The 10631-nt window shown below is 54.0% G+C and carries 19 protein-coding genes; all 19 read right to left on the reverse strand.

Features of this window, described 5'->3' with window-relative positions:
* Positions 1–18 precede the first annotated feature (18 nt).
* Entirely contained in the window at positions 19–798 is a 780-nt protein-coding gene (locus ACMTNU_RS19375; protein WP_413936936.1) for a hypothetical protein, read from the reverse strand.
* Positions 799–815: 17 nt separating this feature from the next.
* Positions 816–1283, reverse strand: a complete 468-nt coding sequence (locus ACMTNU_RS19380; RefSeq protein WP_413936937.1) for a hypothetical protein — start codon at positions 1281–1283, stop codon at positions 816–818.
* A gap of 8 nt (positions 1284–1291) precedes the next feature.
* The gene (locus ACMTNU_RS19385; RefSeq protein ID WP_413936938.1) at positions 1292–1759 is read right to left on the reverse strand and encodes a crossover junction endodeoxyribonuclease RuvC; all 468 of its coding nucleotides are present in this window, start codon (positions 1757–1759) and stop codon (positions 1292–1294) included.
* Positions 1756–2013, reverse strand: a complete 258-nt coding sequence (locus ACMTNU_RS19390; RefSeq protein WP_413936939.1) for a hypothetical protein — start codon at positions 2011–2013, stop codon at positions 1756–1758. Before ACMTNU_RS19390 ends, ACMTNU_RS19385 begins: the two co-directional genes overlap by 4 nt.
* A complete protein-coding gene (locus tag ACMTNU_RS19395; protein ID WP_413936940.1) occupies positions 2013–2828 on the reverse strand; it encodes a hypothetical protein in 816 nt (271 codons plus the stop codon). Before ACMTNU_RS19395 ends, ACMTNU_RS19390 begins: the two co-directional genes overlap by 1 nt.
* A 10-nt stretch (positions 2829–2838) precedes the next feature.
* Positions 2839–3039: a hypothetical protein gene (locus ACMTNU_RS19400; protein WP_413936941.1), complete on the reverse strand. Its 201-nt coding sequence runs from the start codon at positions 3037–3039 to the stop codon at positions 2839–2841.
* A complete protein-coding gene (locus ACMTNU_RS19405) occupies positions 3036–3335 on the reverse strand; it encodes a hypothetical protein (RefSeq protein ID WP_413936942.1) in 300 nt (99 codons plus the stop codon). The genes ACMTNU_RS19400 and ACMTNU_RS19405 overlap by 4 nt, the downstream gene beginning before the upstream one ends.
* A 9-nt stretch (positions 3336–3344) precedes the next feature.
* Positions 3345–4256 carry a YqaJ viral recombinase family protein gene (locus tag ACMTNU_RS19410; protein ID WP_413936943.1) on the reverse strand — a complete coding sequence of 304 codons (912 nt, stop codon included), beginning with the start codon at positions 4254–4256 and terminating at the stop codon, positions 3345–3347.
* Positions 4256–4597 carry a hypothetical protein gene (locus ACMTNU_RS19415; protein ID WP_413936944.1) on the reverse strand — a complete coding sequence of 114 codons (342 nt, stop codon included), beginning with the start codon at positions 4595–4597 and terminating at the stop codon, positions 4256–4258. Before ACMTNU_RS19415 ends, ACMTNU_RS19410 begins: the two co-directional genes overlap by 1 nt.
* A 2-nt stretch (positions 4598–4599) precedes the next feature.
* Positions 4600–4947, reverse strand: a complete 348-nt coding sequence (locus ACMTNU_RS19420) for a hypothetical protein (protein WP_413936945.1) — start codon at positions 4945–4947, stop codon at positions 4600–4602.
* A gap of 114 nt (positions 4948–5061) precedes the next feature.
* Positions 5062–5322, reverse strand: coding sequence for a hypothetical protein (locus ACMTNU_RS19425; protein ID WP_413936946.1), 261 nt, complete (start codon positions 5320–5322; stop codon positions 5062–5064).
* Positions 5323–5361: 39 nt separating this feature from the next.
* The gene (locus tag ACMTNU_RS19430) at positions 5362–7014 is read right to left on the reverse strand and encodes a hypothetical protein (RefSeq protein WP_413936947.1); all 1653 of its coding nucleotides are present in this window, start codon (positions 7012–7014) and stop codon (positions 5362–5364) included.
* Between the two features lie 45 nt (positions 7015–7059).
* Complete coding sequence (locus tag ACMTNU_RS19435) at positions 7060–8079, reverse strand: AAA family ATPase (protein ID WP_413936948.1); 1020 nt, start codon at positions 8077–8079, stop codon at positions 7060–7062.
* A gap of 124 nt (positions 8080–8203) precedes the next feature.
* A complete protein-coding gene (locus ACMTNU_RS19440) occupies positions 8204–8683 on the reverse strand; it encodes a hypothetical protein (RefSeq protein ID WP_413936949.1) in 480 nt (159 codons plus the stop codon).
* 36 nt (positions 8684–8719) lie between these two features.
* Positions 8720–9157 (reverse strand): hypothetical protein, encoded by a 438-nt coding sequence (locus ACMTNU_RS19445; RefSeq protein ID WP_413936950.1) that lies wholly within the window; start codon positions 9155–9157, stop codon positions 8720–8722.
* The gene (locus ACMTNU_RS19450; RefSeq protein ID WP_413936951.1) at positions 9141–9380 is read right to left on the reverse strand and encodes a hypothetical protein; all 240 of its coding nucleotides are present in this window, start codon (positions 9378–9380) and stop codon (positions 9141–9143) included. Before ACMTNU_RS19450 ends, ACMTNU_RS19445 begins: the two co-directional genes overlap by 17 nt.
* Complete coding sequence (locus tag ACMTNU_RS19455) at positions 9364–9633, reverse strand: hypothetical protein (RefSeq protein ID WP_413936952.1); 270 nt, start codon at positions 9631–9633, stop codon at positions 9364–9366. The genes ACMTNU_RS19450 and ACMTNU_RS19455 overlap by 17 nt, the downstream gene beginning before the upstream one ends.
* A gap of 119 nt (positions 9634–9752) precedes the next feature.
* The gene (locus tag ACMTNU_RS19460; protein ID WP_413936953.1) at positions 9753–10025 is read right to left on the reverse strand and encodes a hypothetical protein; all 273 of its coding nucleotides are present in this window, start codon (positions 10023–10025) and stop codon (positions 9753–9755) included.
* 306 nt (positions 10026–10331) lie between these two features.
* Positions 10332–10550: a hypothetical protein gene (locus tag ACMTNU_RS19465; RefSeq protein ID WP_413936954.1), complete on the reverse strand. Its 219-nt coding sequence runs from the start codon at positions 10548–10550 to the stop codon at positions 10332–10334.
* Between the last annotated feature and the right edge of the window lie 81 nt (positions 10551–10631).

Raw genomic sequence — 10631 nt, forward strand, 5'->3', positions numbered from 1 at the left:
TTCAATCAGTCTGACTGATTACTCAGTCACTACCAAGCTATTTTGCTTTAGGTTCTCCGGTGCAGAGTCGAAGTCTGTCTTCGTCAGCCAGCCTCGACCGCCGCAGCCTGAGCAATTGCCGCCGACCGATCCGCAGTAGACGCAATCGGCATACGGTCTGGCTAGTTTGATCTGGTCTACTGCCTTTCTGATTACGTTCGTCAGTTGACCAGACGGCATACATACTCCGAACTTGCTGGCCGCAAACTTGTCTATCTCATTGCACTTCGCTTTGATGTCAGACAGCGCAGCCATCAGCGACTTACCTTCCTCGATCGCCAGCGCCACTTCGGTTGGCAGCGGATTGACGGTCTGCCCTTGGGCTACGACGATCTCGTTTTCTTTTTGAATCTGTCTCACCGCAGCCGAGATAATCTCAGCCGATGGTGTTAGGTTCTGTTTCTTGATTAAAGACATGGCCTTCACCATATCTTTCGGGGAGCCAGCCTTGCTAAGTGCTCTGGCTTGCGCTTCGTTGGTCAGAGCAACTGCGCCAGTTCCAGCCGCAGCGGCATAGCTTTTTATGGTCGCGTCTGCGTTGATGATCTTGCGGGCGTAGTTGTAACCAAACCCGAAGTGCTCCATGCAAAACTCGCCGAAGTCTTTATGCTTCTCCGAGTAGTATGCGTTCTTCCATATTTCGAGCAGTGCCTCAGCAGCCAGCCTGAATCCGGCCATGTTGGTTTTGACGATCTCGATGAGTTCGTCGCGCCGAGCCTTCATCGCGTCGGTCATCACAACTTTGACCGTGACTGCCACCTGCTTTTTCTTGTGTCTTACCACGGAGCCTCTTCATTCTTCCGATTGAATCTCTCTTTGAGTTTCTCGGCTGTCGTCTTGCCAACAGGAACAGCGCCCGGCCCCTCGGTAATGGCGTTCACGAACGCAATCTTGTATCGCTCCTGCTCTTTGTAGACTTCTTTCTTGACGGTGATTTCCACGTCGAGCGGAACCCACGGAGTCTCTGTCTCTCCGAGTAGTTGCTCCATCGTGCCATCCCATCCGGTGGCAAGACGAAGATTCTCGATGACATCTTCGCGCTTGTCTCCGTTGGCCTTGATGAACCACACCGTTCCTTCGGCGCAGTACACCCCGTCTTTGATGTCGGTCCAGCCGAGCGGCCCCTGCTCTTTCAACAGCAGGCACGACATCCACAGCCCGGTGGCTTCCGATGATCCAGACAAATCAGGTCTGTACTGGTAAATCTTTGCTCTGAACCTGCCCTCTTTTGCTACTTGCTGCATATACAAACTCAACCCTTCCCGCTGACTGCAAACTCAGCGATCCATCGTGCGTCTGCTTCGTTATGGTCTATCGTTCCCAACTCAGGCCACTTGATTTTTGCTGCGGCCTGCATCATCTCTTTGCTCGCCCCGCCGTTGCCGGTTGCGAACTTCTTCACTTGGCCCACCGACACTCCGAAGTATGGGACTTTGTGTTGCTCGCACCACGACGCAATCGTAAGAGTGATTGCTCCGTACAGATGCGCTGCGTCCACGCCCATATGACTGCGGACTTCTTCGTAGGCTATGACATCGAACGGCTTTTGCTTTGCGATCTCGGTTAGGTAGGCAGTTAGTCTGACTAATCGCATCCCTGCCCCTTCAAACCTTCCGCCGTCGAGATACCACACGCCGCTCTGGATCGTGCCGCTTGGCGAACGCACGGCCCATCCACAGGCCAGTCCGGGGTCGATGCCTAGAACGGTCTTGTCTTTCATTTGGATACCGTCGCAGTCGAAGCAGACTTCTTCGGCTTCCGGGTCGGCGGCTTGGTCGCCTTGTCAATCAAGTGCAGCAGCCGCTTTGCACCGCGACGCGACAGGTCGCAGGTGATTTCAAACTCTCGAACCATGACAGGCTCGACGCCAAAAAGATTCTCGTCGCAGTCGTTCCGTTCGAGCGTTAGCTTGAACGTCGAGACGTTGTTCTTCACGCCGTAAACGTCGCATCTTCGTGTCTGTATGAGTGCCATTACTGACTGTCTCCCGCTTCGATTGTTATGACTTCCGTGTCCACCACGTCGGCGAACTCTGCCGGACTGTCCTGACTGACTGGGTTTGTGATTTTCGATGCAGCTTGCAGCACTTCCACTTTGGTAGAGATTGGCGGTCTGTCCTGCTCGACCGGAAATGCTTCGACGATTTCTTCCCTGATGCCCATGCCCTTGATGATGTCGGGGAACGTGTTGCGCAGGCCGAACGCTCGCGCCCGGCACAGCAGCATACGATCCGGGTACTGGGTCCACGGCCCGGCCTTCGTCCACAGTCCGGCTTTCTTGGCGTCACCGACAGTGAACGTACTTACTTTCGGTTTGCCGCCGACGCGGGCGAACGTACATTCCCATCCGTACTTGTCCGAACCCGGAGTGCCGACCGCTTTTTCGTCGTGCCTTGAGTGGTCGAATACCGGCGATGCCATGCACAGCGATAGCGGCGCGTCACCCCACAGACACGGCCTGCCGTTAATCACTGCGATAGACTGGACCGCCTGCATTGGTAGCAGTCCGATTTCAGCACCGTACTGAATGGCAACCAAGCAACTGTTTGGTTTGCCCTTGTAGTCTGGCGGCACGAGCGTACTGTTCGCCAAGTACAACGCGAACGCTTGCATCTCGGAGATTGTTCTCAGCACCAGCCCACGGTTGCCGGTCTGCATCTGTTGTGGGTTCTTGAACGCTTCGGTCTCATCGTACTTCTTGATTGCGTTCAGTCTCGTAGTAACTTGCTCTGCCGTTGCTCCAACCCCGACAGAAATGTCTTTTGCTTTTTCGTTGCTCTCGCTTGTCATACATCATCTCCTAAAGGTCTGACTTGTTGTTCTCTTTTTCGACTTCTTCTACTGCTCGCTCTAGGTGCGATTCCCATACGTCTGCCACTGGAATATCCGTGTAGCTTTGGTGGCTTGCCACGGAGAAAAGCAGTTCACTAATTACCGCAGCCGCCAAGTCTGGATCGTTGGCTACGGTCTCGATGTCTGCTGTCATTTGCTCTGGTGTCACGCGAAGTCTCCTGCCAGTTTCGGGTCTCTGATCTTGATTACCGCAAGACCGCCCTCGACTTGCATTGTTTTCAGTACATAGCCAGCGGCTCGAAGAATCGCCAGCGTTCCACCTAGACTTCGCTGCGCCTTGCCGCTGACTTCTTTCGAGCAGTAAATAATCAGAGCCTGCCCTTCTGGAAGATTGCGAAGTCTCTCGATTCGTGGCTGCGTCGTCCTGTTCGATCCGTACTTGCGCGTTTTAGGCACAAGCGACGTGGCGTCCACCACTGCGTCTGCCTGTTGTTCGTTTTCCATTTGCGTTTCCTACCCTTTGTCTATTTTGATCGTCGTCTGTGTTCTTTCGGGGTGGTTCGACACGAACGCTTTGATTTTCGTTTTGACTATTCGCACGCCTTTCTTCGGTTTGATTCTGCAAAAATCTCCGTTGCCCATCAGTCGCAGCACCTTGGCGGCACTGATCTTCTCTTGCTTCTCGATGCCCAGTCTGACTGATCGGCAGTGTTCGTACATATCGACCGCATCTTCTAGCTCTTTCGTCGGCTTCACTTCCTGCCTTGCTACTGTTGGCTGGTTCTTATAGAACGCAAGAGCCTGCTCGGCGCAGTCTTCGGTGATTGGAGGGAGCACTTTCTTTGCGACGTAATTGTCCCAAACGTGCTCGTACACTGCGACGATTGCATCGCATATCTTTTCGTCGCGTTCGATCCGGTACAGCAATCGTCCGCGTCCGTGAACCCATGCCGCGACAAAGCAAAACTGATCGCCAGTGCAGAGCATTTGATGATGCACTTGGATCATTACATAGAGCGGTATGTCCTGCGAATCCACGTCGCCCCAGTCCGAGTTGTCGGTGTATGCCGACGCGAAGCCAGCGGTCTTGAGTTCGACGCAGGCGTACTCTGAACTCTCCCCTATGTTATTCACCATGCTCACGTCCACCGTTGCCGACAGTTGCGGGTGCGTCTTCGAGAAAGCAGGGACTTGCTTGCCGAGCACCTGCCATCCCGCCTCTCGGAGTTTGTTGATTGCCCACTGTCCGAGCGGCCCTTCCAATGCCGAGCCGATTTCCATTGCTTCGTTTTCGGGCTGCGGTGGCGCACCTAGCTTTTCAGACACCACCGCAAACAGCCCGCCGTACTCACCGCTGATCGCTCTCGCCGAGTCGGTCGCAGTCCAATGCGATTGCCGTTCTTTCAGTTGCTCTTCTGTTAGCATTACTCATCGCTCTCCTCTCTGGCCTGCTGACTCATGGCCCGACTGATTTCTATTGAGACCGTTGCTGACGAGATGCCAAGCAGCGCAAACCTGACGAGAATCCCAAGCTGCGCCGGGTTAAGCCGCCGCAAATCTTCGTATTGTTCGATGTTGGCAATCGCACGAATGGCTTCGACAAAGACTGGATCATTCTCGATGAGTTCGCAGATAAGTTTGCACTCTTCGGCCGCGCCCTCTGCCATGATCTTGACGTTTTTCGGTGCTTTGATGAGTATGGATTCTAAGCCACGCGCTGTGTTCTTGAGGCTCTCGTTGCTGTCTTTCTTATTCTTGCCAAACATTCTTAATCCGCGCTCCCTTCGTTGCTCTCGCCTTTGCTCTTTCGTTCGAGACTCTCGCATCCGAACCTTCCGCACGAGCACTTCGGCTCGCTGCTCGCTTTGTCATCCTTCTTGATATTCGTGTCGTCGAAAGTGATCCGCCCGCCTGCGTCGATGTATGCGCCGATTAGCTTGACCACCATGTCGCAGTTCACGCCGCCTTTGGGTAGCACCATCACGCCCTTGATTGCAACGTCGAGCACCGCTTCCAACGCCTTGCCGGTTGGGGTCTTGGTGTACGTTGTGTTCAGCTTTTCGATAGCCGCCAAGAGTTCGACACGACCGATCTTTGAGTCATTGAATTTGCTCATTTGATTTCTCCGTTTTGGTTGGACTCCATTGTATTATTGCCATAGCAAATTGCAAGAGAGAAAATTATTTATTTTTTCTCTACATATTGTGTCACTATGGCAATGCCATACTACCTATTGATTCCCGTTTTCTGTTGACTCTTCTAGTTTTCTAACTCGCTTCGTCAAAGAGTCATTAACTGCGTCATTGCGTGCCTTTAGCCATCGCTTGTACTTCTCGCTGGCGACAGTGCTGATCCACAGTGGCGACTGTTTCATCATCACCATCAGTGCGTTTACTCCGCTGCCGTAGTCTTGCTCTCCGAGATATTCACAAACGTCGAGAACTTCGCCATAGTTCTTGACCTTGCGATCTATTTGCAATGCTGTCATCATATTTGTTTCTCCATAGGCAATCAGTCTGACTGATTACTGTTATTTAATTCCCGATCCAACCACAGACAGCAACCCGCGAGATAGTTCTTTCGCGTCTGCTTTAATGGACACACTTTGGATTCCAGTCGGCCAGTTGTGAGTGCTGACTCCGCCCAAACCAATCATCGAGTACTCGATTCCGTTGCGAGCGCCGTTCACCACCAAGCCTCGCGCCTCGGTTGAATCGCTCCATGATCCGTCGGTGATAATCACCACCAGCTTTCGCCCCGACGCCTGACCGTCCAGCCATCGGTTCGCATCTTTCAGTGCGCCGCTGCCTGCGGTTCCGCCTTGGCCGGGGACGCCATCTCTTAGCGATTCGATGGGGACTTCTTTGCAGTAGTCTCCGAACACCCAAGAGCGAACTTCCGCTCCGAACCCTTTCGCCGCCATCCCGATTGCAGCACAAGCCGCCGAGCAGTCACCGAGAATGTGCGACATAGAACCACTGCAATCCAACAGCAACGCCATGCTAAGTTCGTGCCCGTCCGCTCGGTCTTTGGTCACGAACACTCGCTGGTCGGTAAACAGCCGAACCCACTTCTTGCCGAGCGTCTGTCCACTGTCGCGGTAATGCACCAGACGCATAGCCTCACTGGTTTCCATGAGCACTTCGACGGTCTTGCTCATCTCGTTCAGGCACTGGTTATAGAACCCGTTCTTCGGTCTGTACTTGTTCTGCGACTGCGGCTGCATCGGACTGGATACACCGCCGCCAGCACAAGTAGACGGGTCGTAGGGGTCTTTGTTGACGTTGTTGCCCTTGGCTGCGTTCTCGGACTTCTGCCGTACTCGCTTGCCGGGGTCGTTGTTCTGCTGGTCTTTGTTGCCGCTGCTTTTAGCTTCACCCTCAGCACCGCCACCGTCGCCGCTGCCCTTAGCACCAGCGTTGCTCGGTTGCTCTGGCAACTTGTCGGCCTGATCTACGAATGGCCGAATGGTCTTGAACAACTCTTCGGCCTGATCGCAAATCCGCTTCCAGTCTGACGCTCTGCGGGCGACGTTCTTCGCGCCCTTCTCGGAGCACGATTTCAGAATGGCAATCACCTTGTCTACGACGGTCTGCGGTATGCCGTCATAGTATTGCGATTGCTTGATGTATTGGAGTTGTCGCCGATCAAACCCGCTCAACCATGTCTTGCCGGTCTTGAGTGAACTGGTGTTGCCGAGCCGAGCGTTGGCTAGGCCAGTCATCAGCAAATCGCGCCATCCAAGCGGCGCGGGCGTGCCGTTGCGGTACGCTTCGGTAAGTTTCTCGTACACCATTGCGCCAGCGTAGAGATTCCCAGTCCTCAAAGCTGCCTGCGTTCCGGGGATGAGCTTTTCCATGCGCGATTCGTCGTGAACGTCCACCACGACGTTCATACATTCGTGCATCAGCCAGTCCATCTGAATGTCGCCCAGTAGTGCGGCCATCGTCTTCGGCTTGTCGCCCAAGTGCTGCCATGACTCGAACCATGCGTGAGCGATCTCGTGGTCGGCGTCGCCGGTGCGGATCAGATACTCCGTTTCGTTCTTGCATGGCTCGCAGTCCAACCAGACCGTCTTGCCATCGGTCTTCGGCTTGCCCTTGCGAACTCGAATATCCACTCCGGTTCGCTGCGCCATACCCTTTGCGAAATTTATGATCTCTTCTTCGCCGTACATTGACATTTGAATCTCCCTTCGTTGTAAAAACCCAATCAGTCAGACTGATTCTTAGACTTGGAAGTTCCCAATCTGAATCGACAGTTGACGAACGGTCTCACGCGCCCCGCTCCGGCGAATACCGCTACCGACTCGACCGATGACCGCTTCCTTCCAAGCGCGGTTGATGTCCTGCTTGCCGCTCACCACTCGGCGGGCGAAACTGAACAGTGCCCGTGGTGACAGGTCGAACTCCAACGGCATGACGTTTCCGTTGTCGCCTTTCGCAGCCGCCCGAATCGCGTTCGCAGTGCGTACAGCACGCTCGGCAAGCTGGTACTCACAGCCGGTGCGGTTGACGATCAGCGTGGCTTCCTGACGAAGCGGGAGATACTCCGCGACCAGCGGCTCGAACCTGTCGAAGAACGCTTGGTTGATTTCCCGCGTTCCCGCATAGCCCGAATTGAACGCCGCCACGATCTTCGGATTCTCCCACTCGATGCGTTCGCCGGTGTACGGCAGGAAGATTCCGTTCTGCACCGTGTCCATCAGCGGGTTGTTCACCGCCTGCGTTGCTGGCGGCAGGTAGTTCACTTCGTCCATGAAGAGCACAGCACCCAACTTAGCAGCCAGCGCGATCGGTCCCATTTGGAGGTAGTCGCCGCCGACGCCCTTCATGTCGATACGGGGCGAGCCAAGCAAGCTGTCAGGGGTCATCTCTTGGTTGCAATTGCAGACCAGCAATGGCTTGTTGCGTCTGGCAGCGTAGACCATCACAGCCTGCGTCTTGCCAGTGCCGCGCGGCCCGTCCACCATGACTCCGGGCGTGTCGTCCATGTCATCCCAAACATTGAACAGGAACTGCGCCCAGTCCGGCTCGACGTAATCGGTAGGCTCGACTGGCATAATGAGCGAAACGTGAATCGGCTTGTCTCCCTGCTCGGTCTGCTCAGTCTGACTGGTTGTGCTCTCCGACGAAGACTTCTCGGTCTTCTTGGATTTCGGTGCGTGAACCACTCTCGCTGGCGGCTCAGGTAGACTGATACCCAACTCGCTCAATGCCTTGGCGATCTTCTCATTAACTGGTGACATTTTTGATCTCGCTTTCGTTGCAAATGAGAACCATGATGGGCGGCAGGAACGCCCCACCACCCATCACAGTATCATACCACAATCTTATACGATTGTCAAGTGTTTTGTTATAAAATCTTTTGGATTAGTTGTTGCTCGCGTTGTGCTTTTGAACGAGAACTTTGTGGCACTCTTCGCAGACTACCCTTGAGTTTGGCGCGGGCGAATGTCCGAATCTGCGCTCGTACTCGGCGATGGCTTCTTCGCTCGACCAGCCGGATAGGAACTTCTCGCCGCAATTGTCACATACGAACATATCGCCGTTGCTGATTTCTTCTAACGGCTTGTTGTCGACTTCTTCGTGCTCATCTCCGGCTATTTGTCCGACGATGTACTCTTTCACGACGTACGAAGTCTTGCTTTTCGGGATGCAGACAAATCCTTGTCGCGGCTTGTTGCCATCGTCGTTGACCACCATGCCCCAAGCGATGCCGAGTTCGTCGGGCAGGTCGGTACAGTTCTCGATGCTGTCTGCGATGTCGCGCAGCGCCTTGGCGAGTTCGTAGGTGTCGCCCGGACCGATGATTCCATCGTTGCTGATAGAACAGATGAACTTAACTTTCATTTTCAATCACTCGCTTTCCGATCAGTCAGACTGATCTTAAATTCTTCGGCCAGCAGTAAGCCGCGACACTTGCACGGCAAGCCGCTCGGTTTCTGATCTGACATAGTTCACGTCGCGCCACTGGGTAGGGTCGTCGCCAAGCGAGACGCCAAAGTGCTCGTACTTCGGTACGAAGTCCATGTAATGAGCACAATCAAAGCCTACCCAGTGCTCGTCGGGTCGCTGATCTCGCGGAACCCCGTCAGCGAACGTGATGCCGCCGTGAACGTCGAGAATCTGATCGCACTTTTCGTACGAATCAAAGTTCGTCGGCTCGGTCATCTTTGGCAGCCGAACATAGCCGCGCCAGTGCGACAATGTATCTTCGCGGAGCATTACGCATAACAAACCGCAGTGCTTAAAGCAGACTTCGATCGGCTCGTTCAGCCACGGCCCCTTTGTGGTAGTTCGCTTTGCTTCAATCATCGTGCTCATCGTCTACAATCTCCGTTGCTCTGCCTTGATTGGCGTTTCTCGCCGCGTTTCTAATGCGTTTCCATTCGGAGTTCCACTGCGCCAAATCGGCGAACTCTTTGCCGCAGTTTTCGCATTCCAATTTCAGTCCACCGATGCCGCGAACGTGCTCATGTCGGCAGCCGTGGACTCGCTTCTTCGCAAACCGACTGGGCGGCAGCGATGGGTCATTGTTCCATTTCATCGCCATGCCCCTCGGTCTGACTGATCTCCGCGCCGGTCATCGTCGCAGTAACTTTGCCTTTGCCGCTCTTTATGAATGTCCGCATGGCGCAGACAGTGGCGTTTGCGACTGCATCAAAATCGTCTTCGTCGCCATCCAGCGAAACGAAGTGGTCGAACATACTTTGGATCAAGTCCGCTGCGGTCTTGTTGGGGTCGCCCACTTCTTCGAGCATTTCGACGATTCTTGCTTGTGTAAGTGCTTTCTTTTTCATTGTCATTTGTCGTTTCCCTTTCTGATTAGTCAGACTGATCGTTGTACTCTCAATCGGCACAACTCGACGCGCCCTGCCTTGTGATGCCATGACAGGGCGAGTCAAGACGGGTCGAATAATCAGACTGATTCGGCTAGGGCGATCGCGCGGCTTGCTCGCACTTGTAGCGATGTCCACGTCGCGCCCAATTCCCTCGCCCTTATGCGTCGATCCAATTCCGCCTCAATGTCTTTCAGCGCCTCAAGCAAGGCGGGCGCGGCGGCGATAAGGCGGGCGTCTGGTTCTGTCGTCCATGATTCGATGATAACAATGGACTTATCCCCTTTGACGACGCGCCTACCTGCGGCTTTATCTTCGATTGTCCACGGTCCTTTCGTGTGTTTCGTTTTCATGTTTTTCCTTTCGTTGATTAGTCGGACTGATTAGGCTCGCCAGCACCATGCCGGTCAGCCTCACCAACAAATACCATCATACTAAAATGCTGTTAGTTTGTCAAGCATTTTCTTTTAGAATGTAAATCAGTCTGACTGATCGGTTTTATGCCAATGTCAAAATAGGTAGTTGTACAATTGTACAACTAACATTTTGCCAAGCGTACCCATCTTAACGGATTTTTGATCCTCCGCGCCCTACATATAGAGAATGAAAATGAAATATGCGATACGAAGTTCTTCCATTGAAGAAGTCATCATAACTATTCATACTTCGTTATCTTCGCTATCTAAGTCTTCCATTAGGCCGGTCAGCACCGAGTCCAAGGTTGCGCCGATCGGCACAACGTAGGGCGGCTGCGCGCCGCATTTCGGACATACTGGCGAATCGGGCGGCGCATCGAAGAGCGCAGGGCACTGGCGACAAAGGTTCTCGGTCAAGGGTTCGCTGGTGGACTCGGTGATTGTGGCGAATCGCATTGGCATAGGTCGAACTCCGTCAAAGGGTTCTCGGTGCTGGACTCGCCTACATTGGCGAAGACACCAGCACCCGATTAGGTATCGGCG

The organism is Nitrospira sp. BLG_1 (genome assembly GCF_047338595.1).
Classification (GTDB): domain Bacteria; phylum Nitrospirota; class Nitrospiria; order Nitrospirales; family Nitrospiraceae; genus Nitrospira_D.

What these genes read in the sequence shown, in the direction of transcription:
- ACMTNU_RS19380 (WP_413936937.1), bottom strand. Translation starts at nt 1,283, where the DNA reads ATGCAGCAAGTAGCAAAAGAGGGCAGGTTCAGAGCAAAGATTTACCAG.
- ACMTNU_RS19385 (WP_413936938.1), bottom strand. Translation starts at nt 1,759, where the DNA reads ATGAAAGACAAGACCGTTCTAGGCATCGACCCCGGACTGGCCTGTGGA.
- ACMTNU_RS19390 (WP_413936939.1), bottom strand. Translation starts at nt 2,013, where the DNA reads ATGGCACTCATACAGACACGAAGATGCGACGTTTACGGCGTGAAGAAC.
- ACMTNU_RS19395 (WP_413936940.1), bottom strand. Translation starts at nt 2,828, where the DNA reads ATGACAAGCGAGAGCAACGAAAAAGCAAAAGACATTTCTGTCGGGGTT.
- ACMTNU_RS19405 (WP_413936942.1), bottom strand. Translation starts at nt 3,335, where the DNA reads ATGGAAAACGAACAACAGGCAGACGCAGTGGTGGACGCCACGTCGCTT.
- ACMTNU_RS19410 (WP_413936943.1), bottom strand. Translation starts at nt 4,256, where the DNA reads ATGCTAACAGAAGAGCAACTGAAAGAACGGCAATCGCATTGGACTGCG.
- ACMTNU_RS19415 (WP_413936944.1), bottom strand. Translation starts at nt 4,597, where the DNA reads ATGTTTGGCAAGAATAAGAAAGACAGCAACGAGAGCCTCAAGAACACA.
- ACMTNU_RS19420 (WP_413936945.1), bottom strand. Translation starts at nt 4,947, where the DNA reads ATGAGCAAATTCAATGACTCAAAGATCGGTCGTGTCGAACTCTTGGCG.
- ACMTNU_RS19425 (WP_413936946.1), bottom strand. Translation starts at nt 5,322, where the DNA reads ATGATGACAGCATTGCAAATAGATCGCAAGGTCAAGAACTATGGCGAA.
- ACMTNU_RS19430 (WP_413936947.1), bottom strand. Translation starts at nt 7,014, where the DNA reads ATGTCAATGTACGGCGAAGAAGAGATCATAAATTTCGCAAAGGGTATG.
- ACMTNU_RS19435 (WP_413936948.1), bottom strand. Translation starts at nt 8,079, where the DNA reads ATGTCACCAGTTAATGAGAAGATCGCCAAGGCATTGAGCGAGTTGGGT.
- ACMTNU_RS19440 (WP_413936949.1), bottom strand. Translation starts at nt 8,683, where the DNA reads ATGAAAGTTAAGTTCATCTGTTCTATCAGCAACGATGGAATCATCGGT.
- ACMTNU_RS19445 (WP_413936950.1), bottom strand. Translation starts at nt 9,157, where the DNA reads ATGAGCACGATGATTGAAGCAAAGCGAACTACCACAAAGGGGCCGTGG.
- ACMTNU_RS19450 (WP_413936951.1), bottom strand. Translation starts at nt 9,380, where the DNA reads ATGAAATGGAACAATGACCCATCGCTGCCGCCCAGTCGGTTTGCGAAG.
- ACMTNU_RS19455 (WP_413936952.1), bottom strand. Translation starts at nt 9,633, where the DNA reads ATGAAAAAGAAAGCACTTACACAAGCAAGAATCGTCGAAATGCTCGAA.
- ACMTNU_RS19460 (WP_413936953.1), bottom strand. Translation starts at nt 10,025, where the DNA reads ATGAAAACGAAACACACGAAAGGACCGTGGACAATCGAAGATAAAGCC.
- ACMTNU_RS19465 (WP_413936954.1), bottom strand. Translation starts at nt 10,550, where the DNA reads ATGCCAATGCGATTCGCCACAATCACCGAGTCCACCAGCGAACCCTTG.